The organism is Ancylobacter sp. VNQ12, from assembly GCF_049445835.1.
Classification (GTDB): domain Bacteria; phylum Pseudomonadota; class Alphaproteobacteria; order Rhizobiales; family Xanthobacteraceae; genus Ancylobacter.
Genome location: NZ_JBMSDU010000005.1, coordinates 86,558 through 107,907 on the forward strand (window position 1 = coordinate 86,558; position 21,350 = coordinate 107,907).

Annotated in this window: 20 protein-coding genes; 10 read left to right on the forward strand and 10 right to left on the reverse strand. The window is 68.8% G+C overall.

What is annotated here, in order from left to right:
* Positions 1 to 269: 269 nt before the first annotated feature.
* The 3 genes from cobT to ACO2RV_RS09550 form a co-directional block, all read right to left on the reverse strand.
* Positions 270 to 2,258 carry a cobaltochelatase subunit CobT gene (gene cobT / locus ACO2RV_RS09540; protein WP_423292233.1) on the reverse strand — a complete coding sequence of 663 codons (1,989 nt, stop codon included), beginning with the start codon at positions 2,256 to 2,258 and terminating at the stop codon, positions 270 to 272.
* A gap of 170 nt (positions 2,259 to 2,428) precedes the next feature.
* Positions 2,429 to 3,415 carry a cobaltochelatase subunit CobS gene (gene cobS, locus ACO2RV_RS09545; protein WP_423292235.1) on the reverse strand — a complete coding sequence of 329 codons (987 nt, stop codon included), beginning with the start codon at positions 3,413 to 3,415 and terminating at the stop codon, positions 2,429 to 2,431.
* A 54-nt stretch (positions 3,416 to 3,469) separates the two neighbouring features.
* Positions 3,470 to 4,087 (reverse strand): J domain-containing protein, encoded by a 618-nt coding sequence (locus tag ACO2RV_RS09550; RefSeq protein WP_423292237.1) that lies wholly within the window; start codon positions 4,085 to 4,087, stop codon positions 3,470 to 3,472.
* Positions 4,088 to 4,197: 110 nt separating this feature from the next.
* Between ACO2RV_RS09550 and ACO2RV_RS09555 the strand changes: the two genes are divergently transcribed.
* Positions 4,198 to 4,497: a BolA family protein gene (locus ACO2RV_RS09555; protein ID WP_423292239.1), complete on the forward strand. Its 300-nt coding sequence runs from the start codon at positions 4,198 to 4,200 to the stop codon at positions 4,495 to 4,497.
* Between the two features lie 218 nt (positions 4,498 to 4,715).
* Here ACO2RV_RS09555 and ACO2RV_RS09560 read toward each other — a convergent pair whose 3' ends face one another.
* The 3 genes from ACO2RV_RS09560 to ACO2RV_RS09570 are packed head-to-tail and all read right to left on the reverse strand — an operon-like array spanning position 4,716 to position 7,726.
* Positions 4,716 to 5,987 (reverse strand): HlyC/CorC family transporter, encoded by a 1,272-nt coding sequence (locus ACO2RV_RS09560; RefSeq protein ID WP_423292241.1) that lies wholly within the window; start codon positions 5,985 to 5,987, stop codon positions 4,716 to 4,718.
* Between the two features lie 9 nt (positions 5,988 to 5,996).
* The gene (aroB, locus tag ACO2RV_RS09565) at positions 5,997 to 7,136 is read right to left on the reverse strand and encodes a 3-dehydroquinate synthase (protein WP_423292243.1); all 1,140 of its coding nucleotides are present in this window, start codon (positions 7,134 to 7,136) and stop codon (positions 5,997 to 5,999) included.
* Positions 7,133 to 7,726, reverse strand: a complete 594-nt coding sequence (locus ACO2RV_RS09570; RefSeq protein ID WP_423292245.1) for a shikimate kinase — start codon at positions 7,724 to 7,726, stop codon at positions 7,133 to 7,135. The genes aroB and ACO2RV_RS09570 overlap by 4 nt, the downstream gene beginning before the upstream one ends.
* A gap of 204 nt (positions 7,727 to 7,930) precedes the next feature.
* On the opposite strand from ACO2RV_RS09570, the gene ACO2RV_RS09575 reads away from it, so the two are divergent.
* The 4 genes from ACO2RV_RS09575 to ACO2RV_RS09590 all read left to right on the forward strand — a co-directional run bounded on the left by ACO2RV_RS09575 (position 7,931) and on the right by ACO2RV_RS09590 (position 12,059).
* Positions 7,931 to 8,074, forward strand: a complete 144-nt coding sequence (locus tag ACO2RV_RS09575) for a hypothetical protein (protein WP_423292247.1) — start codon at positions 7,931 to 7,933, stop codon at positions 8,072 to 8,074.
* Positions 8,071 to 9,039, forward strand: a complete 969-nt coding sequence (locus ACO2RV_RS09580) for a site-specific tyrosine recombinase XerD (RefSeq protein ID WP_423292249.1) — start codon at positions 8,071 to 8,073, stop codon at positions 9,037 to 9,039. Before ACO2RV_RS09575 ends, ACO2RV_RS09580 begins: the two co-directional genes overlap by 4 nt.
* Before the next feature lie 114 nt (positions 9,040 to 9,153).
* The gene (locus ACO2RV_RS09585; RefSeq protein WP_423292251.1) at positions 9,154 to 10,107 is read left to right on the forward strand and encodes an acetyl-CoA carboxylase carboxyltransferase subunit alpha; all 954 of its coding nucleotides are present in this window, start codon (positions 9,154 to 9,156) and stop codon (positions 10,105 to 10,107) included.
* A gap of 182 nt (positions 10,108 to 10,289) precedes the next feature.
* On the forward strand, positions 10,290 to 12,059 hold the full coding sequence (locus ACO2RV_RS09590; RefSeq protein ID WP_423292551.1) for a L,D-transpeptidase family protein: 1,770 nt from the start codon (positions 10,290 to 10,292) through the stop codon (positions 12,057 to 12,059).
* A 69-nt stretch (positions 12,060 to 12,128) separates the two neighbouring features.
* Here ACO2RV_RS09590 and ACO2RV_RS09595 read toward each other — a convergent pair whose 3' ends face one another.
* Both ACO2RV_RS09595 and secA read right to left on the reverse strand, forming a co-directional pair.
* Complete coding sequence (locus ACO2RV_RS09595) at positions 12,129 to 12,521, reverse strand: DUF4440 domain-containing protein (RefSeq protein ID WP_423292253.1); 393 nt, start codon at positions 12,519 to 12,521, stop codon at positions 12,129 to 12,131.
* A complete protein-coding gene (gene secA / locus ACO2RV_RS09600) occupies positions 12,518 to 15,319 on the reverse strand; it encodes a preprotein translocase subunit SecA (protein ID WP_423292255.1) in 2,802 nt (933 codons plus the stop codon). The genes ACO2RV_RS09595 and secA overlap by 4 nt, the downstream gene beginning before the upstream one ends.
* 441 nt (positions 15,320 to 15,760) lie before the next feature.
* Here secA and ACO2RV_RS09605 point away from each other — a divergent pair, with 441 nt between their 5' ends.
* From ACO2RV_RS09605 to mutT, 3 genes are all read left to right on the forward strand, one after another.
* Complete coding sequence (locus ACO2RV_RS09605) at positions 15,761 to 16,753, forward strand: peptidylprolyl isomerase (protein ID WP_423292257.1); 993 nt, start codon at positions 15,761 to 15,763, stop codon at positions 16,751 to 16,753.
* 181 nt (positions 16,754 to 16,934) lie between these two features.
* Positions 16,935 to 18,173: a bifunctional glutamate N-acetyltransferase/amino-acid acetyltransferase ArgJ gene (gene argJ / locus ACO2RV_RS09610; protein ID WP_423292259.1), complete on the forward strand. Its 1,239-nt coding sequence runs from the start codon at positions 16,935 to 16,937 to the stop codon at positions 18,171 to 18,173.
* A 10-nt stretch (positions 18,174 to 18,183) separates the two neighbouring features.
* Positions 18,184 to 18,594, forward strand: coding sequence for an 8-oxo-dGTP diphosphatase MutT (gene mutT, locus ACO2RV_RS09615; RefSeq protein WP_423292261.1), 411 nt, complete (start codon positions 18,184 to 18,186; stop codon positions 18,592 to 18,594).
* A 138-nt stretch (positions 18,595 to 18,732) separates the two neighbouring features.
* On the opposite strand, the gene ACO2RV_RS09620 is transcribed toward mutT, so the two are convergent.
* Positions 18,733 to 19,632, reverse strand: coding sequence for a methyltransferase domain-containing protein (locus tag ACO2RV_RS09620; RefSeq protein WP_423292263.1), 900 nt, complete (start codon positions 19,630 to 19,632; stop codon positions 18,733 to 18,735).
* Positions 19,633 to 19,692: 60 nt separating this feature from the next.
* Positions 19,693 to 20,103 carry a DUF5990 family protein gene (locus ACO2RV_RS09625; protein WP_423292265.1) on the reverse strand — a complete coding sequence of 137 codons (411 nt, stop codon included), beginning with the start codon at positions 20,101 to 20,103 and terminating at the stop codon, positions 19,693 to 19,695.
* A gap of 134 nt (positions 20,104 to 20,237) precedes the next feature.
* Here ACO2RV_RS09625 and ACO2RV_RS09630 point away from each other — a divergent pair, with 134 nt between their 5' ends.
* A complete protein-coding gene (locus ACO2RV_RS09630; RefSeq protein ID WP_423292267.1) occupies positions 20,238 to 21,041 on the forward strand; it encodes a ComF family protein in 804 nt (267 codons plus the stop codon).
* Between the two features lie 35 nt (positions 21,042 to 21,076).
* Positions 21,077 to 21,334 carry a glutaredoxin 3 gene (gene grxC, locus ACO2RV_RS09635; protein ID WP_423292269.1) on the forward strand — a complete coding sequence of 86 codons (258 nt, stop codon included), beginning with the start codon at positions 21,077 to 21,079 and terminating at the stop codon, positions 21,332 to 21,334.
* The last annotated feature ends 16 nt before the right edge of the window (positions 21,335 to 21,350 follow it).

Below are 21,350 nucleotides of genomic sequence, written 5' to 3' on the forward strand. Positions count from 1 at the left end.
TGGGGTGCCCTGGCGCGGTTTCAAGGGGCGCCGGCGATGAAAGCGGCCGCCTGCCTCCCTCTCCCCGTCGAACCCGGCTGTTGCCGGGTTCGGTTCGCAAGCTCAAAGTCGGCAACAGCCGACTTTGACGGAGAGGGTTGGGGTGAGGGGGCACCACGGCTCCGTAATGTTATCGCCCCTCACCGACCCGCTTCGCGGGCCACCTCTCCCCGACGGGGAGAGGACAGGCAGGAAAGGGTGACGCGCCGGCTGCGGAGGCTCGGCGTCGCTCAGTGCACCCGGCGCGTCGACAGCGGCTTGGCAGCGGCGGGCTTGGCCGCAGCCCCCTTCGCCGCCCCCTTGGCCGGGAAGCCCTTGACCTGCGCGTCCTTCTGCGAGGCCGCGCGGGCGCTGCGCTGGGTCTCGCGCTCGTCGAACAGTTCGGCCAGCTTGTCGGTCATCGCGCCGCCGAGTTCCTCGGCGTCGACGATGGTGACGGCGCGCTTGTAGTAGCGCGTGACGTCATGGCCGATGCCGATGGCGATCAACTCGACCGGGGACTTGTCCTCGATCTGCTGGATCACCCAGCGCAGATGCCGTTCGAGATAATTGCCGGGGTTCACCGACAGGGTGGAATCGTCGACCGGCGCGCCGTCGGAGATCATCATCAGGATGCGGCGCGACTCGTTGCGCGCCAGCAGGCGGTTATGCGCCCAATCCAGCGCTTCGCCGTCGATGTTCTCCTTGAGCAGCCCCTCGCGCATCATCAGCCCGAGATTGCGCCGGGCCCGGCGCCACGGCGCGTCGGCGGACTTGTAGATGATGTGGCGCAGATCGTTCAACCGGCCCGGCGAGCCGGGCTTGCCGGCGGAGAGCCACGCCTCGCGGGCCTGCCCGCCCTTCCACGCCTTGGTGGTGAAGCCGAGGATCTCGACCTTCACGCCGCAGCGCTCCAGCGTCCGCGCCAGAATATCCGCGCAGGCGGCGGCGACCGTGATCGGCCGGCCGCGCATCGAGCCGGAATTGTCGAGGAGCAGCGTGACCACGGTGTCGCGGAAGTCGGTGTCGCGCTCGCGCTTGAAGGAGAGCGGCTGCATCGGGTCGATGATGATGCGGTGCAGGCGCGCCGGATCGAGCATGCCCTCTTCGAGGTCGAACTCCCAGCCGCGGTTCTGCTGTGCCAGCAGCTTGCGCTGGAGGCGATTGGCGAGGCGCGCGACGATGCCCTGGAGATGGGTGAGCTGCTTGTCGAGATAGGCGCGCAGGCGCGCCAGTTCCTCGGGGTCGCACAGCTCGTCGGCATTCACCGTCTCGTCGAAGCGGGGGGTGAAGGGATGGTATTCCGGCGGGCGCGGCTCGGCCGGCACCGCGTTCTGCGGCTGCCAGGGCTCGGAGGATTCGTCGGATTCGCCCAGCTCCGCGTCGTCGGCCAGCTCGGAGGTCGGCTGTTCCTGCTGATCCTCGGCGTCTTCCGGGTTCTGGTCGGAGGACAGGTCGGTGTCGACCTCGGTGGTGCCCTCGTTGTTTTCGTCTTCCTCGGTGTCGGCGCCCTTGCCGCTGTCCTCGTCGCGGCGGTCGTCGGCCTCGGTCGAGGGATCGTTGTTCTCGTCAAACGGGGCGATGTCCTCGCCCATGCCGAGCGAGGAGAGGAGGTCGCGCATCGCCTCGGCGAAGCGGGTCTGGTTGTCGGCGGCGTTCTGCAGCTCGTCGAGCGCGGCGGCGCCGTGCTCCTCGATGAAGCCGCGCCACAGATTGACCATCTCGCGCGCCGCGGCGGGCGGGGCCATGCCGGTCATGCGCTCGCGCAGCATCAGCGCGAGGGCGTGCTCCAGCGGCGCGTCGGAACGGTCGGCCAGATTGGCGAAGTTCGCCTTCTGGTAGCGGTCCTCCAGCATGGCCGAGAGGTTGAGCGCGACGCCGTCCATGCGCAGCGCGCCGAGCGATTCGCAGCGGGTCTGCTCCGCCGCCTCGAAGGCGGCGCGGGCCTGCTGGCCCACCGGGGAGAGGCGCTGGTGCACCTTCGGGTCATGGCAGGCCATGCGCAGCGCCATGGAATCGGCATGGCCGCGCATGATCGCGGTGTCCTGCCGCGACATGCGGCGACCGGGCTCGGGCAGGCGCGCGCGCCCGTCGGCAAAGCCCGGCTTCTCCGTGCCGAAGGCGACCTCGATCTCGCGATTGCCCGCAATGGCGCGCAGGCAGCCGGTGACGGCGCGCTTGAGCGGCTCGGTCGGGGCTTCCTTGGGCGGCGTGCGGGTGGTGCGGTTCGAGGTGGTCATGACGATGGCCTTGGATCGAGAGCAATCCCCGGAAGCCGAGGTTTCATTCCTCTCCCCGTGGGGGAGAGGTGGCCCGCGTAGCGGGTCGGTGAGGGGAGCACTTGGTGCCCATCTGTCTGCCCCTCACCCCAACCCTCTCCCCCACGGGGAGAGGGAGTGGAAAGGCGGCGTCAGGACAGGACGACGTTGACCGCCGATTCCGTCAGCTCCTTGCCGAAGCAGCGCTGGTAGAACTCGGCGACCAGCGGGCGCTCCAGCTCGTCGCACTTGTTCAGGAAGGTCACGCGGAACGAGAAGGCGAGGTCTTGGAAGATCTCGGCATTCTCGGCCCAGGTGATGACGGTGCGCGGGCTCATCACGGTCGACAGGTCGCCATTGATGAAGGCCTGGCGGGTGAGATCGGCGAGGCGGACCATGCGCGAGACGGTGTCGCGGCCTTCCGTGGTCTGGAAGTTCTTGGCCTTGGAGGCGACGATGTCGACCTCCTTGTCATGCGCCAGATAGTTCAGCGTGGTGACGATGGACCAGCGGTCCATCTGCGCCTGGTTGATCTGCTGCGTGCCGTGATAGAGGCCGGTGGTGTCGCCGAGGCCGATGGTGTTGGCGGTGGAGAACAGCCGGAAGGCGCCGTGCGGGCGGATGACGCGGTTCTGGTCGAGCAGCGTCAGGCGGCCGGCGCTCTCCAGCACGCGCTGGATCACGAACATCACGTCCGGGCGGCCGGCGTCGTACTCGTCGAACACCAGCGCGACGTTGTTCTGGTAGGCCCAGGGCAGGATGCCGTCGCGGAACTCGGTGACCTGAAGGCCGTCCTTCACCACGATGGCGTCCTTGCCGATCAGGTCGATACGGCTGATGTGGCTGTCGAGGTTGACGCGCACGCAGGGCCAGTTGAGGCGGGCGGCGACCTGCTCGATGTGGCTCGACTTGCCGGTGCCGTGATAGCCGGTGACCATCACGCGGCGGTTGTGGGCGAAGCCGGCGAGGATGGCGAGCGTGGTCGGGCGATCGAACAGATAGTCCGGGTCGATCTCCGGCACATACTCGTCCGGTTCGGCATAGGCCGGGACTTCCAGATCGACATCGATGCCGAACACCTGGCTGACGGAAACCTTCATGTCCGGCAGCGCGGCGGTATGCGTGGACGAGGCAGTCATTCTTCCTCCGTTGCCGCGCTCATCAAATCGCGGACTTCTCTAAAGGAGCGGCTCTTAGCAGAAGCCCGCGTTCTTGAGGTGATTATACGCCTGGATGACGTCGCGCAGCCGGTCCTCGGTCGAAATGTCGCCGCCATTGGCGTCGGGGTGATATTTTTTCACCAGCTGCTTGAAGCGGGCCTTGATTTCCTCCGGGGTCGCCGACGCCTCGACGCCGAGCGATTCCAGCGCGCGGCGCTCGGCATTGCGGATCATCCGGCTCTCGCGCGGCGGCTCCGGGTTGGGGCGGCCGGTGCCGCCCACTTCGCTGAACATGCCGAACGGATCGGCGAAGCCTTCCGGCGCGTGCTCGCGCGCGGCGTTCCTGCGCGCGCTGGCACCGCGCATGCCCATCTTCCAGGTCGGACGATGGCCGGTCAGCGCATCCTTCTGGTAGGCGCTCACGGCATCGTCGCCCATGCCGGCGAAATAATTGTACGACTGGTTGTACTCGCGGACGTGGTCAAAGCAGTAGCGCCAGAACCGGCCCTCCTGCGCACGCCCCTTCGGCGCGCGGTGGGTCGCCGGCTTGTCGCAGCCCGCCCATTCGCACATCGGGCAATCCGCCTTGAGGCGGCGGTCCCGGTCCGACTTGATGCGAATGCGATCGAATATGGGGGAGTCGAGCTTCATGATCCGTCGATTATGCGGCTGCCGGGGCAGGTATACAAGAAACCACGCGTAGGTCACCGTGCTGTCCGGCGATATTGACGCCCAGCACGCGGAAGGCTACCGCATCAGCCATGAATGCGAGCCCTCCCGATCCCGAAGACGCCGTTGCCGCGACGCTGACCCGCCTGCGCGCGGCGCTGGCGGAATTGTCTCCCTCCGTGCTGGAGCTGGAGGACGAAAGTCATCGGCATGAAGGGCATGGCGGGTACCGGGCAGGGCAGCTCACGCATCTGCGCGTGCGTATCGTGGCGGAAGCCTTCCGGGGCGAGAGCCGCGTCGCCCGGCACCGCATCGTGAACGGGCTGCTCGCGGACGAAATCGCCCGCGGGCTGCACGCGCTCGCGATCGAGGCCAAGGCGCCGGGGGAGTAATCCGTCCGTCGGGAAGCTTCGCCGATATGGGGATGGCGGGGGCCGATTACCAGACGAAGGCGGGGTGGCCGGTCCATCAAGCAACGTCATCCTGAGGTGCCGCCGCAGGCGGCCTCGATGGATGCTCGTCCGTGCATCCGGAGAACCATCCTTCGAGGCTCGCTGTGCGAGCACCTCAGGATGACGGCGCGTCGAGCGGGAGGAAAAGGCTGCCTCGTTCACGCCGCCCGTAGTGGCGTCAGGCGCACCAGGGTGATGCGGTTGCGCTGCTTGCGCATCACCTGGAAGCGGAAGCCGTGGAACAGGAAGGCCTGTCCGGGTTCGGGGATGATGCGCGCCTCGTGGATGACGAGGCCGGCCACCGTGGTCGCCTCCTCGTCCGGCAGGTGCCAGCCCATGGCGCGGTTAAGGTCGCGGATCGGTACCGAGCCCTCGACGCTCACCGAACCGTCGGGATGGCGGCGGGCGCCGGCGAAGGCCCTGTCGTGCTCGTCGGAGATGTCGCCGACGATCTCCTCCAATATGTCCTCCAGTGTCACCAGCCCCATCACCTCGCCATACTCGTCGACGACGAGGGCGAAGTGCTGCTTGCGGCGGCGGAAGGCCTTGAGCTGGTCGGACAGGGTGGTGACGTCGGGCACGAACCAGGCGTCCAGCGCGATCTTCTCGATGTCGAGCCGGGAGACGTCATTGCCGATCGCCTGAAGCTCGCGCAGCAGATCCTTGGCGTGCAGCACGCCGACGATGTTGTCGGGCCGCTCGCGCCACAGCGGCAGCCGCGTGAAGGGCGAGGCCAGCACTTCGCGAACGATCTTCTCCGGCGGCTCGTCGGCATTGAGGCTCGCCATCTTGGTCCGGTGGACCATGATGTCGGAGACCTCCAGTTCATTGAGGGCGAGCAGGCCGCCGAGCATGTCGCGCTCGTCCTTCACCACGCTGCCCTCGCGATGCAGCAGGTCGACCGCGCCGCGCAGCTCTTCGGCGGCGGAGAGCACGCTCTGGGTCTTGCCGAGCGGCACGCCGAGTGCCTTCAGCATGCCGCGCACCAGTGCCTCGATGGCGAGGGTGAGCGGGCCGAACAGGCTCACCAGCACCCGCAGCGGCCGCACCACCCGCAGCGAGACCTGGTCGGGGTGGTTGATGGCGATGGTCTTGGGCAGCACCTCGGAGAAAATGACCACGACGACGGTCATGCCGATGGTGGCATAGGCGATGCCCGCCGTGCCGAACCAGGCGAGTAAAATGCCGGTCATCAGCGAGGAAGCCGCGATGTTGACGAGGTTGTTGCCCAGCAGGATGCCGCCGATTAGCCGCTCCCGCCGGGACATCATGCTGTTGACGAGGGCGGCGCGCCCGTCGCCGTTCTTCTCCAGCGCGTGCATGCGCGCCTTGGAGGATGCGGTCAGGGCCGTCTCGCTGCCGGAAAAGAAGAAGGACAGCAGGAGGCAGACGACAACGGCGCCGAGCGCCAGCCAGTCATAGCTTGTCATGACCGATTCCTAACCGGCCGCGCGCTCGTCCTCAAGGAAGCTGCGCACGGCGGCCGGATTGACGTCGCGGGCGATGAAGCTCTGGCCGATGCCGCGGGCGAGGATGAAGGTCAGCGCGCCGCGCGAGACCTTCTTGTCCTGGGCGATGAGGTCCATCAGCCCGTCGGTGTCGGGCAACTCGCCGGGAATGTCCTTGATGCGGGTGGGCAGGCCGACCGCCTTGAGGTGGACTTCCACCCGCGCGGCGTCGGCGCTTGCGCACAGGCCCTGCGCGGCAGAGAAGCGGAACGCCTGCGCCATGCCGATGGCGACCGCCTCGCCATGCAGCAGGCGCTGGGAGAAGCCCGCACCGGCTTCCAGCGCGTGGCCGAAGGTGTGGCCGAGATTGAGCAAGGCACGGTCGCCGGTCTCCTTCTCGTCGCGGGCGACGACGGCGGCCTTGGAGGCGCAACTGGTGGCGATCGCCTCGATCCGCGAGGGGCCGCCGCCGAACACGTCCTGCCACTTGCGCTCCAGCCAGGCGAAGAACGGGGCGTTGTCGATCAGCCCGTATTTGGCGACCTCGGCATAGCCCGAGCGGAATTCGCGCAAGGGCAGCGTGTCGAGCGCCTGCGTGTCGGCCAAAACCAGGATCGGCTGGTGGAAGGCGCCGATGAGGTTCTTGCCGTGGCGCGAATTGATGCCGGTCTTGCCGCCGACCGAGGAATCGACCTGCGCCAGCAGGCTGGTCGGTGCCTGCACGAAATCGACGCCGCGCCTGAGCGCCGCCGCCGCGAAGCCCGCGAGGTCGCCGACCACGCCGCCGCCGAGCGCCAGCACCAGGTCACGCCGCTCGATGCGTGCGGCCAGCAGGCCGTCGAGCACCTGCTCGAAAACGCTGAAACTCTTCGACTTCTCGCCGGGTTCGACGATGACGGGCGTCGGGATCAGGCCGGCGGCCTTGAGCGAGGCCTCGACGGTGGCGAGGTGGCGCTCGGCAACATTGCGGTCGGTGACGATGCCCACGCGCGCGCCGGGCCGAAGCGCGGCGATGCGCGCGCCGGCCTCGGCGAACAGGCCGGGGCCGATGACGATGTCATAGGCCCGCTCGCCCAGCCCGACGGAAAGCTGGGTCAATTCGGGGCGCAACTGCTCGGCAGCCTCGGTCACGGCGCGTCTCCTGTCGGCTCGGCGGAAAGATGGCGCGTCAGCGCGTCCACCACCACCTCGACCATGGCGTCCTGCGGCACGTCGTGCGAGACGACGGTGATCGCCGCCTGCGCATAAATGGGATAGCGAAGGTCGATCAGCCGGGCGAGCGTGCCGGCCGGATCCTCGTTCTTCAGCAGCGGCCGGTCGTCGCGCCGGCGCACGCGGCGCAGCAGAAGGTCGAGATCGGCCTTCAGCCACACCGAGACCCCCTGGCGGGCGATGGCCTCGCGGGTGTCCTCATTCATGAAGGCCCCGCCGCCGGTGGCGAGCACCATCGGCCCGTTCTCCAGGAGGCGGGCGATGACCTTCTTTTCGCCGTCGCGGAAGGCCGGCTCGCCGTGATGGGCGAAAATCTCCGGGATGGTCATGCCGGCGGCCTGCTCGATCTCGGTGTCGGCGTCGGCGAAGGGCAGGACCAGGCGGCGGGCGAGGCGCTTGCCGACCGAGGATTTTCCCGCCCCCATCATGCCGACAAGGACGATGGAGCGCGGGCCCAGCCGGTCGCGCAGCGCCGCCGCCTTCTCGTCCTGGACGAAATCCGCTGTCATGGCCCCGTTTCCGGCCTCTTGCCCGATGGCCTCATGCTCGCTCATCGAGAGGCGACTATCATCCGCGACGAGGCGACGCAATGTAACCGTGGCCTTCGGCAAGGCGGCAGGCCGGCGCCCGCGCTTTCTTCCGTCCGGCGGGGTAAAGGTTCTAGGATCGAACCAATCACTCTCTCCCGATTCGCTCCGGACGATCTGCCTGCCATGCCGAGCCTCATCCGCCTTCTCGTCATTCTGGCCATTCTCGGCGGCATCGGCTACGGCGCGATGTGGGCGCTGGCCAATCTGGTCGAGCCGCAGCCGCGCGAGATGAGCATGCCCGTGCCGCTCGATCGAAAGACGCCGTGAGCAGGCCCGCCACCCTTTTCCTCGACATGATCGCCGCCGAGCGCGGCGCCAGCGCCAACACGCTCGCAGCCTATGGCCGCGATCTCGAGGATTACGAGGCGTTCCTCGGCACGCAGGGCGTCGACGCGGCGGGCGCGCAGACCGCCGACATCCGCGCCTATCTCGCCGAGCTTTCCGCCCGCGGCCTCGCCAGCGCCAGCGTGGCGCGCAAGCTCTCCGCCGTGCGCCAGTTCCACCGCTTCCTCTATGTCGAGAGCCATCGCGGTGACGACCCCGCCGCCGTGCTGGAGGGCCCGCGCCGCACGCGGCCGCTGCCCAAGGTGCTGTCGCTGGAGGAGGTGACGCGGCTGATCGAGACCGCCCATGCCCGCGCCGGCGAGGCGGTGCCGAGCGTCGGCGAGAGCGCGCGCCGGGCGCGGGTCGCCTGCTTCGTGGAGTTGCTCTACGCCACGGGCCTGCGCGTGTCCGAACTCGCCGCGCTGCCGGCCTCGGCGGCCACCGCCAAGGGCGATGCCATCATCGTGCGCGGCAAGGGCGCCAAGGAGCGGCTGGTGCCGCTCGGCGAGGCAGCGAAGGCGGCGATGCGCGCCTATCGCGCCGCGCTGGAGAATGTTCGCGCGGTCCGGCCGAAGGAGAAGATGCCGGCGGAGGCCGCGCGCTGGCTGTTCCCCTCCGGCGCGGCAAGCGGTCACATCACCCGCCAGCAGGTGGCGCTCGACCTGAAGGAACTCGCGCTGGTCGCCGGGATCGACCCGGCCAAGCTGTCGCCGCATGTGCTGCGCCACGCCTTCGCCAGCCATCTTCTGGCGCATGGCGCGGATCTGCGCATCGTGCAGACGCTGCTCGGCCATACCGATATCTCGACCACGCAGATCTATACCCATGTGCTCGACGAGCGGCTGAAGAGCCTCGTGCGCGACCTGCATCCGCTGGGCGAGGGGGCGGACGATACCGCCGGAGATTAAGCCTTGCGAGCGGCTTGCCTTGACGTCGCCACCCTCTCGGGGCAGCTTCCGCGCAACTTTAGCGGCCGCCCGTCCGGGCGGGCCATCCTCATGAGCCGGGTTTGCCGACCTCCGATGCGTAGTTACCTCGATTTTGAGAAGCCCGTGGCCGAGCTCGAGGCCAAGCTGGAAGAGTTGCGTGCCGTTGCCGCGCAGGGCGACGCCGTCGCCATCGGCGACGACATCACCCGCCTCGAAGGCAAGGCCCGCGATGCGCTGGTCCAGCTCTACGCCAACCTCACGCCGTGGCAGAAGGCGCAGGTCGCCCGCCACCCGCTGCGCCCGCATTTCACCGATTATGCCACCACGCTGTTCAGCGAGTTCGACCCGCTCGCCGGCGACCGCAAATTCGGCGACGATCACGCGATTCTCGGCGGTTTCGCGCGGTTTCGCGGCCGTCCGGTCTGCCTGATCGGGCAGGAGAAGGGCTCGACCACCGAGACCCGCATCAAGCACAATTTCGGCATGGCGCGTCCCGAGGGCTACCGCAAGGCGGTACGCCTGATGGAGCTGGCCGACCGCTTCTCGCTGCCCGTCGTCTCGCTCGTCGACACCGCCGGCGCCTTTCCCGGCCTCGACGCCGAGGAGCGCGGCCAGGCCGAGGCGATCGCCCGTTCGACCGATGCCTGCCTCGCGCTCGGCGTGCCCAATGTCGCGGTGATCATCGGCGAGGGCGGCTCCGGCGGCGCCATCGCCATCGCCACGGCGAATCGCGTGCTCATGCTCGAACACTCGATCTACAGCGTGATATCCCCCGAGGGAGCGGCCTCGATCCTCTGGCGCGACACCGCCAAGGCGCAGGAAGCAGCGATGAACATGAAGATCACCGCGCAGGATCTCGCGCGCTTCCATGTGATCGACGGCATCATCGCCGAGCCGCCGGGCGGCGCCCACCGCGACCCGACAATGGCCATCGAGGCGGCGGGCGACGCCATCGAGGCGGCGCTGAACGACCTCGAAGGGCTCGATCCGCAAGCCCTTCGCAAGGCACGGCGCGAGAAGTTCCTGGCCATCGGCCGGACGCTCTAGGCCGGACGCGCTAACGCTGCTGGCCGGAAGCCCTTGGTCGGGACGCGCGCTTGAGCTAGAATCCGCCTCGGGCAGGGGTTTCGAAGCGGCCGACATATCGTGGGACGCACGGGGAGTATTCGGGCTTGAGCCTTTCCGGTCTTACTCGGCTCGTCCGCGGCGGCGCCGCCGCGCGCTGGCGCATGGCGCTGCTGTCGGGCGCGGCCGCGCTCGCGCTCGCCGCCTGCACCGGAGATGACGGTCCGGGGCCCTTGTCCAAGTCGATGGCGCTGTCGCCGAAGACGCTTGCCCTGATCCAGGAAAAGCAGATGGAGGCGACCAGCCCCATCGTCGTGCGCATCTTCAAGGAAGAGTCCGAGCTCGAGGTCTGGAAGGAAACCACCAGCGGCGACTACGCGCTGCTGAAGACCTACCCGATCTGCCGCTGGTCCGGCGAACTCGGCCCGAAGGTCAGGGAAGGCGACCGGCAGGCGCCGGAAGGCTTCTACGCCATCACGCCCGGCCAGATGAACCCGAACTCGCAATACTATCTCGCCTTCGATCTCGGCTTTCCCAATGCCTATGACAAGGCGCTGGGGCGCTACGGCTCGAACCTGATGGTGCATGGCGACTGCTCCTCGCGCGGCTGCTACGCCATGACCGACGAGCAGATCCAGGAGCTGTTCACGCTCGGCCGCGAGAGCTTCAAGGGCGGCCAGCGCTCCTTCCAGGTGCAGGCCTATCCGTTCCGCATGACGGCGGACAACATGGTCCGCCACCGCAACAACCCGAACCTCGCCTTCTGGAAGATGCTGAAGGAGGGCAGCGACACGTTCGAGGTGACCCGCGCGCCGCCGAAGGTGGACTATTGCGGCAAGCGCTACGTGTTCAACGCGACGCCGGTCAATGCGGGCCAGAAGTTCCAGGCCTCGGCCGCGTGTCCCGAATACACCCAGCCCGAAGGTCTCGCCGACGCCATCGCCGCGCGCCAGCAGGATCTGGCCACCCGCATCGCCAGCGCCGATGCGTCCGCGCCGGTTGCACCGGTGAAGACCGGCAAGGATGGCGGGATGCACAAGGTGTTCCTCGCCAAGCTGGCCAATCCGGAGCTCACCGCCCCCGGCTCGCTGCCGCCCGTGGTCAAGCCACCGGGCAGCGATTACGGCGTCGCGACCAATGCGCCGGCGCCCGAGGACACCATCGCGCTCGCCACGGCCGACATGGTGCCGGCGGCGACGGACGTGGCCGCCTCGATGGGCGGACAATCGGTCGCCGGCGTGCCCATGCCGGCGCCGCGCCCGACCGACATTCCCGGCGATCAGGGCACCCAGCTCGCCGCCGCGCCGGGCAATGGCGTCGTCAGTGCGCGCTCGCCGGCCGTCACGGCACCGGGAACGCAGGTCGCCGCGCTGGATTCTGGCGGCGGCGGCTTCCTCGACAGCGTCAAGGGCTGGTTCGGCGGCGGCTCCACGACGCCGGCAGCGGCGCCCGCGGCGGCCAGCGCGCCGCAGGCTTCCAGCGGCGCCTCCGCGCTGGCGAATGCCGGCTTCTCCTTCAGCAGCCTGTTCGGCGGCGGCAGTGCCGCTCCGGCGCCGGCCGCCGCTGCGCCGGTGGCCGATGTGCCGGTGCCCCCGGTGCGTCCGCCGGTGCCGCAGCAGATGGCGACGCGCACGCCGGCCGGCGCGAGCCCGGCCGCGCATCCGTCCACCATTCCTGCGGCCCAGCCGGCCCGCGTTCCGGCTCCGGCGGCGGTGCAGCCCTCCGCCGCTCCGGCTCAGACGGGTTATGCGCCGGTGCCGACGCCCGGACAGGCGACCTATACCAGCGTGCCGACACCGACCGCCGCCGCGGCGGCTTCCGGCGCCGCGGCGCAACTGCGCCCCTCCATGCCCGCCTCCGGCCAGCAGGAGGCCGGTGCGCTGCCCGGCGCACCGATCCTGACGCCGGGGACCTTCTCCTCGTCGGTGCAGTAGCGCCGCAGGTGCATTGAACGCGAAAAGGCCGGCGCGCGATCGCCGGCCTTTTTCGTGTGTGCCGATGTGTCAGCTGATGAAGGTCGAATGCGCGCTGGCGACGCGCCAGCCGCCCGGCTCGCGCCGCCATATCCGGCTGAAGCGCAGGCTGGCGGCGAAGGGCGATCCGCCCGCGCGCCCCTCCGCATCGGCGCGCAGCACCGATTGGACGAGGCCCGGTGCGAAGGGCCGGAAACGGAAGTCGGAGAAGGCGAGGCGGGTCAGTTCCAGCGCGCGGGTGCGGTGCAGGTCGAGGTCGTCGCCCTTCGACAGGAACTGCCCGGTCTGGTCGATGAAGACGAGATCATCGGCCAGCAACGCGTCGAGCGCGGCCACGTCGCCGCGCAGGGCGGCGTCGCGCAGCCGGCCCTCGGCGGCCTCGACCTCGCGAATCTCGTCGCCGGCCGGGCCGCCCGTGCTCATATGAACTTGCCGTGGCAGTGCTTGTATTTGAGGCCCGATCCGCACGGGCAAGCCTCGTTGCGCCCGACGCGGCCCCAGCTCGACGGGTCGTTCGGGTCGCGGCGGGGCTGCGCATCGGCATCGGCCGACGGCGCCAGCGTCGCCTGCTGGGCGAAGCTGTCGTCGGCGAGCGCGAGCGCGAACTCATCCTCGCCGGTGTCGGCGTCGATGTGGTGGGCGATCCCCGGCGTCGGCTCGGGCGGCGGGGCCATCATCACCTCGACGCGCAGCAACTGGGCGGTCACCGCCTCGCGCAGGCTGGAGAGCATGGCCTCGAACAGCTGGAAGGCTTCCGACTTGTACTCGTTCAGCGGGTCGCGCTGGGCATAGCCGCGCAGGCCGACGACCTGGCGCAGATGGTCGAGCGTGACCAGATGTTCGCGCCAGAGATGGTCGAGCGTCTGCAAGAGGATCGACTTCTCGACATAGCGCATGACCTCGGGGCCGTACTGGGCGACCTTCGCGGCCATGGCCTCGTCGGCACGGTTCTGGATGCGCTCGCGCATCTCCTCGTCGGCGATGCCTTCCTCGGCGGCCCATTCCTTGACCGGCAGGTCGAGGCCGAGCACGCGGCGCAGCGCCTCGGTGAGGCCCTCGGTGTCCCACTGCTCGGGATAGGCATTGGGCGGCACGAACTTGACGACCAGATCCTCGATGACGCCGTGGCGCATCTCGGCGACGGTCTCGGCGACGTCGTCGTCCTGCATCAGCTCGACGCGCTGCTCGAACACCACCTTGCGCTGGTCGTTCATCACGTCGTCGTATTTCAGCAGGTTCTTGCGGATGTCGTAGTTGCGCGCCTCGACCTTCTGCTGCGCCTTTTCCAGCGCGCGGTTGATCCAGGGATGGACGATGGCCTCGCCCTCCTTGAGGCCGAGCTTCTGCAGCATGCCGTCGAGCCGGTCGGATCCGAAGATGCGCATCAGGTCGTCTTCCAGCGACAGGAAGAAGTGCGAGTGGCCGGGATCGCCCTGACGGCCGGAGCGGCCGCGCAGCTGGTTGTCGATGCGCCGGCTCTCATGGCGCTCGGTGCCGATGACATAGAGGCCGCCGGCAGCCAGCGCGCGGGCCTTGAGAGCGGCGATCTCGGCGCGGATGGCGGCTTCGGCGGCGGTGCGCTCCTCGCCCTCGGGCAGGCTGGCGAGCTCGTGCTGGATGCGCATCTCGGCATTGCCGCCGAGCTGGATGTCGGTGCCGCGGCCGGCCATGTTGGTGGCGATGGTGATGGCGCCGGGCACGCCCGCCTGGCTGACGATGTAGGATTCCTGCTCGTGGTGGCGGGCGTTCAGCACCGCGAACACCTTGTCCTCGGCCTTGCCGTCATCGCCGTCATAGAGCGGGCGGAAGGCGTCGGGGTCCGAGAAGTCCTTCTGCTTGAAGCCGCGCTTCTTCAGCAGCTCGGCCAGCAATTCCGACTTTTCGATCGAGGTGGTGCCGACCAGCACGGGCTGGCCCTTGGCCTTGCACTCCTCGATGAGGTCGATGATGGCGTTGTATTTCTCGCCGGCCGTCCGGTAGACCTCGTCATCGTCGTCGACGCGCTGGACCGGCAGGTTGGTCGGGATCTCGATGACTTCGAGATTGTAGATGTCGCCGAACTCGGCCGCCTCGGTGTTCGCCGTGCCGGTCATGCCGGCCAGCTTCTCGTACATGCGGAAGTAGTTCTGGAAGGTGATGGAGGCGAGCGTCTGGTTCTCCGGCTGGACCTGCACGCGCTCCTTGGCTTCCAGCGCCTGGTGGAGCCCTTCCGAATAGCGGCGGCCCGGCATCATGCGGCCGGTGAACTCGTCGATGATGACGACTTCGTTGTTGCGGACGATGTAGTCCTTGTCGCGCTGGAACAGCGTGTGGGCGCGCAGCGCCTGGTTGACGTGGTGCACCACCGAGACGTTCTCGATGTCGTAGAGACTGTCGGACTTCAGCAGTCCGGCGTCGCGCATCATCTGTTCCATCTTCTCCATGCCGGCTTCGGTCATGGCGACGGAGCGCTGCTTCTCGTCGACCTCGTAATCCTCCTTCGACAGCTTCGGAATGTAGGTGTCGATGGTGTTGTAGAAGTCCGAGCGGTCGTCGAGCGGGCCGGAGATGATGAGCGGGGTGCGCGCCTCGTCGATCAGGATCGAGTCCACCTCGTCGACCACGGCGTAGAAGTGCGGGCGCTGCACCATCTGGTTCAGCTCGTACTTCATGTTGTCGCGGAGATAGTCGAAGCCGAGCTCGTTATTGGTCGCGTAGGTGACGTCGCAGGCATAGGCCGCGCGACGCTCATTGTCGTCGAGGCCGTGATGGATGATGCCGACGGTAAGGCCGAGGAAGCGGTAGACCCGGCCCATCCACTCGGCGTCGCGCTTGGCGAGGTAGTCGTTCACGGTGACGACGTGCACGCCCTTGCCGGTCAGCGCGTTGAGATAGACCGGCGAGGTGGCGACCAGCGTCTTGCCTTCGCCGGTGCGCATCTCGGCGATGCCGCGCTCGTGCAGCACCATGCCGCCGATCAGCTGTACGTCGAAATGCCGCTGGCCCAGCGCGCGCCGTGCCGCCTCGCGGACGGTGGCGAAGGCGGGCACGAGGAGGTCGTCGAGGCTGGCGCCCTTGGCCAGCTGCTCCCTGAACTGCGCCGTACGGGCGCGCAGCTCGTCGTCGCTGAGCTTGAGCAGCTCCGGTTCCAGCGCGTTGATGGCGGCGACTTTCGGCTGATAACCGCGCACGCGGCGGTCATTGGCCGATCCGAAGAGCTTTCGCGCGAGAGCGCCGAACATGAGCTTCCAATCCGTGTCCGCCAGGGCATAAGTCGGCGCCGGCGGTGACGGGCCGCCGGATCCTTGTGTCACGCGAACTCCGGCGCCAATGCGCGGACTGCCTCATCGAGACGCCATTTGCGGCTGAAATGGGTCTGCCGGGCCAGGCCGCCGCGAACGGCTTGCCGGTTCTTGCGTCACATCACTGCGAGCACCGGGGAGGCGCCGCACGACTTGCCACACTTATGAACGGGTTTGGGGGTTGTCAATCGCACGCCGGGCGACAGTTTTCTGACGAAAGGGAACGGTGGCCGGTGTCTTTCGCCCCTCGCGACCCCTTGCGGCCGTCGCGAGACTGTCAGCTTTTCGATTGCTTTATCGACCCGCTTGCAACCAACGCCCGGCTGGGCCAGCTTTCGCCGCCCGAACCGCGGACAAACCGCAACCCAAGGAATGTCTTTTATGACCCTTCATCGTCCGCACACCGCATCACAGGCGGCTCGCCACGGCGCCGGCATTCTCCGCGCCGGCCTGATGGCCGCGCTGATCGGTACCGCGATCCTTCCGGCCCTGCCGGCGCTCGCGCAGACCGCGGCTCCCGCCGCCTCGACGGCGCAGGGCGATGACCCGGTGCTGGCCATCGTCAACGGCACCGAGATCCGCCGCAGCGAAGTGAACGCCGCCGCCGAGGAACTGGGGCCGAACCTGCCGCAGCAGATCCAGGGCCCGGCGCGCGACGAATATGTGCTCGGCTTCCTCATCGACCTCACTGCCATGGCGCAGGCCGCCGAGGCGCAGAAGCTCGATCAGACGCCGGAGTTCAAGCAGCAGCTCGACTTCATCCGCAAGCGCGTGCTGATGCAGGCGGCGCTGGAGAAGGCGACCAAGGCCGCGCTGACCGACGAGGCCCTGAAGAAGACCTATGACGAGGCGATCGGCCAGCAGAAGCCGGAAGAGGAGGTGCATGCGCGCCACATCCTGTTCCGCGCCGCGCCCGACGACAAGGACGCGTCCGCCGCCGCCGAGAAGAAGGCGCAGGACGTCGAGGCCCGCCTGAAGAAGGGCGAGGACTTCGCGACGCTGGCCAAGCAGCTGACCGAGGACCCCTCGGGCAAGGAAGATGGCGGCGATCTCGGCTTCTTCACCAAGGAGCAGATGGTGCCGGAATTCGCCGACGTGGCCTTCGCGATGAAGCCGGGCGAAGTGTCGAAGCCGATCAAGACGCAGTTCGGCTGGCACGTCATCAAGGTCGAGGAGAAGCGCCAGAAGCCGGTGCCGACCTTCGACGAGGTGAAGCCGCAGATCCAGCAGTACCTCGCCCAGAAGGCGCAGGCCGAGACCGTGCAGAAGACCCGCGAGGCCGCCAAGGTGGAGAAGACCGCCGCGGCGCCGAGCCCCGCCGACCTCACCACCAAGCCGGCCGCCCCGGCCGAGGCGCCCAAGCCGGCGCAGTGACGCCTGCCTGATCACTGAGACGGAAAGGCTCCGGACCCACGCCGGAGCCTTTTCTTTTGGTGGTTCTCCCGATCTTCCGCCGCAGGCGCGTCGTCGCATGTGCGTCTTCACGTGCGTCTTGCGGATGTCGCGCGCATGGGGCACACCCGTCGCGCTCTCACTTGCCCGCAGGGACTGCCCGATGGCCCACGCTTCTCCCGTCTCCCCGCTCGCGCCCAAGACCACACCGGATGTCGGCCCGGTCGCCGGGGTGCGCTTCGCCACCGCCGAGGCGGGGATCCGCTATCGTGGCCGCACCGACGTGCTGCTGCTGGCCCTCGACGCCGGCACCACGGTGGCGGGCGTGTTCACCAAGTCGAAATGCCCTTCGGCACCGGTCGAATGGTGCCGCGATATCCTGCCCAAGGGGCTGGCGCGCGGGCTGGTGGTCAATTCCGGCAATGCCAACGCCTTCACCGGCCAGAAGGGTCGCGAAGCCACCGCGCTGACCGCGAAGATCGCCGCCAAGGCCCTGGGCTGCCGCGAGGACGAGGTCTATCTCGCCTCCACCGGCGTGATCGGCGAGCCGCTCGACGCGACGAAATATGACGGCGTGCTGGAGGAGACCGCCACGCGCCTCGGCTCCCTGCCGTGGATCGACCCGGCCAAGGCGATCATGACCACCGACACCTTCCCCAAGCTCGCCACTGCCAAGGTGAAGATCGACGGGGTGGAGGTGACGCTGGCCGGCATCGCCAAGGGCGCCGGCATGATCGCGCCCGACATGGCGACCATGCTGTCCTTCGTCTTCACCGACGCGGCGATCGAGGCGCCCGCCTTGCAGGCGCTGCTGTCGAAGGGCGTGACCGACTCGTTCAACGCCGTCACCATCGACGGCGATACCTCGACCTCCGACACGCTGCTGCTGTTCGCCACCGGCGCTTCGGGCGCGCCGCGCATATCCGATGCGAAGGACCCGCGCCTCGCCCGCTTCCGTCGCGCGCTGACCACTGTGCTCGCCGACCTCGCCGAGCAGGTGGCGCGGGACGGGGAGGGCGCGCGCAAGCTGGTGCGCATCCAGGTCACCGGCGCCGTCTCCAAGCGCTCCGCGCGCAGGATCGCCATGTCGATCGCCAATTCGCCGCTGGTGAAGACCGCGGTGGCCGGCGAGGATGCCAATTGGGGCCGCATCGTCATGGCGGTCGGCAAGGCGGGCGAACCGGCCGAGCGCGACCGGCTCTCCATCTCCTTCGGGCCGATCCGCGTGGCGCATGAGGGCGCGCGCGACCCGGCCTATGACGAAGCGGAAACCTCGGCCTATATGAAGGGCGACGTCATCGACATCACCGTCGATATCGGCCTCGGCCGCGGCACCGACCGGGTGATGACCTGCGACCTCACCAAGGAATATGTCGCCATCAACGGCGACTACCGCTCGTAAGGGAGCCGGCATGAAGCTCGTCCTCGTCGCCGCCTGCGCGCTCGTCGATTCCGACGGGCGGGTGCTGATCGCCGAGCGGCCGGAAGGCAAGTCGCTGGCGGGGATGTGGGAGTTTCCCGGCGGCAAGGTCGAGCCCGGCGAGCGGCCGGAGGAGTGCCTGATCCGCGAGCTTGCCGAGGAGCTCGGCATCACGGTGAAGGAGGCGTGCCTCGCACCGCTCACCTTCGCCTCGCACACCTATGAGAACTTCCAGCTGCTGATGCCTTTGTGGATCTGCCGGCGCTGGGAAGGCAATCCGCACGGCCGCGAGGGTCAGCGCCTTGCCTGGGTGAAACCCGGCAAGCTGCGCGAATATCCCATGCCGCCGGCCGACGAGCCGCTGATCCCGATGCTGCTCGACCTGCTCGGGCCGGGGCGGTAGAGGCCCGACGACAAACACACCGTCATCCTGAGGTGCGAGCCGCAGGCGAGCCTCGAAGGATGCTCATCCGGGCACCGCCTGCGTGCTTCGAGGCCGGCCTTGAAGGCCGGCACCTCAGCATGACGGCGGGCCGGGGCGCTAGTTCCCCTCTCCCGGCAGACGCCCCTCCGGCACTTTCAGCGCATCCGCCAGCCGCGCCTTGGCCGAGCCGGGGCGCAGCGGCTTCTGCTGGCTTTCATGCGGCGCCCAGCCGGAGACCCAGGCGATCTCGAAGGTGGCGCGCAGCCGCCCGTCGGGGTCGGCGAAGCGCTCGGCATAGACCTCGAACAGCCGCGTCAGCGTCTTGCGCAGCAGCGGCGCGCGGCGGCGGTCGGTCAGTGGGTTGGCCGCACCCATGCGGCGCAGGTCCGCCATCAGCGACAGCGGGTCGCCATAGCGCACGGTGATGCGGTCGACATCGGTGACGGGGAGCGCGAAGCCGGCGCGCTGCAACAGGCCGCCAACGTCGCGCAGCTCCGCGAACGGTGCGACGCGCGGCGAGATGCCGCCCAGCGTGTCGCTCTCGGCGATGGCGAAAGCCTCGCGCAGCTCATTGAGCGTGCCCGCGCCGAAGAAGCCGGCCAGCAGCAGCCCGTCCGGCCGCAGCGCGCGGCGAATCTGCGCCAGCACGCCGGGCAGGTCGTTGACGGTCTGAAGCGCCAGCGCCGAGACGATGAGATCAAGCGAGGCCGGCGCGAAAGGCAGCACTTCCGGGTCGATGACGGCGTCGACATCGGCGCGCTCGGCCGGGCCGAAGGCCATGAGGCTGCCCACCATCGGCGAGCCGGCGAGCGCCGCGCGCACGGCGGCGGTCGGCGTGCCGAGGTCGGCCGCGCGCTCGAAACGCCGCTTCACCGCGCCGATGCGGTCGGCGAGGTCCTCGGCCACGCGGTCCAGCAGGAAGGTCTCCGGCCCGAGCGCCAGAGCGCGGCGGCGGCGGGCGGCCAGCGCGCGCGGGTCGAACACGTCGACGATGCTGGAGGTCTCGGGTCCGGACATGAAGTGCTCCTCGGGCAGAGCCATAGGACGCGTGCCGTGCCGGGTCAAAGGTGCGCACAGCTATTCGGCTTCAGGCTCGACGATGCGCCGCTCGCCTGGCCGCAGCGTCGCGCAGGCGGGAGTGCCGTCCTTGCCCGTGCCGTATATGATCGTTTCGATGACCGCTCCGCTGGCGGCGGCGCGATCCAGCAGGTCAGCTCCGATATCGTGGATGTCGATCTTCATCCGGCGGGACCAGGGAGAGGAAGCGTCGCCGGCGAGTTGGCCGATGCGGATATAGACGAACCGCCGCTCGGGTCCTTCGCGGCGCACCTGATCGCCGAAGAATTTCGGCCCCGGCCCCACACGGATCTGGAAATCGAACGGGAGCGGCTCGCCCTCGCGCGAGGATTTAGGATCGAGAGGCGATTCGTCCTTGGCCTGAAGGCTGTGGAGCACGCCGACGACAGGCTGCTCGATGACGATCCGCATATTGATCACGTTCTGATCGGACTTGGCCATGCGGGTTTCGAGCTCAAGGGAGGAGGTCGAGGGGAATTCAAGCCGAGACGCTACCGAGGCGCAACCCGAAGCGCCCGTTCCGCACACATGGTAGGCTCGCTGTCATGGACAAGTCCCTGGAAGCGGAAAGCACCGTCCTTTCCTTCACCGTTCGCCTTGCGGGCATGGCGCGGATGGCGGCGCGCGGGCTGGTGGATCTCGTCCTGCCGCCGGTCTGCATGGCCTGCCGGGCCGCCGTCGACGAGCCGGGCTGCCTGTGTGCCGGCTGCTGGAGCCGCATCGGCTTCATCGAGCGGCCGATCTGCGACCGCCTCGGCACTCCGCTCGCCTATGAACTCGACGGCGGGACGGTCAGCGCCGCCGCGCTCGCCGATCCGCCGGCCTATGGGCGGGCGCGGGCGGTGGCGGCGTTCGGCGATGTCGCCCGCGATCTCATTCACGCGCTGAAATATGCCGACCGGCTCGACGTGGCGCCGCCCATGGCGCGGATGATGGCGCGCGCCGGGGCGGACATTCTCGAGGGCGCAGGCGCGCTGGTTCCGGTGCCCTTGCACGGGCTCAGGCTCTGGCGCCGCCGCTTCAACCAGTCGGTGCTGCTGGCGCGCGGCGTCAGTGCGGCGAGCGGCGTGCCGGTGCGCACGGACTGGCTGGCGCGCGGGCGCGCCACCCTCCCGCAGGTCGGGCTCGACCGCACGGCGCGTGCCGCCAACGTGGCCGGCGCCTTCATCGTGCCCGAGACGGCGCGGGCCGAGCTGCGGGGCCGGCGCGTCGTGCTGGTCGATGACGTGCTGACTACCGGGGCCACCATCGATGCCTGCGTCAAGGCGCTCACCCGCGCGGGGGCGAGCGGGGTCGACGTGCTGGTTTTCGCGCGGGTTGTTGACGGGCCTCACACGCCCATATCATAGACAAGTGCCGGACGGCGCAGCGCGAGGCGAGGCCGATGTCGCAGATCGAGATCTACACCACCTATACCTGCCCTTATTGCCATGCCGCCAAGGACCTGCTGAAGCGCAAGGGCGTGACCTTCTCCGAGATCAACGTGACCGGCGATCCGCAGGCGCGCTCGGCCATGTCGAGCCGCGCCAACGGGCGCACCAGCGTGCCGCAGATCTTCATCGACGGGCGCCATGTCGGCGGCTGCGACGACCTTTACGCGCTGGAGGAAGCCGGCGAGCTGGACGGCCTGCTCGCCAGCTGATCTTTGCCGTTCCGCC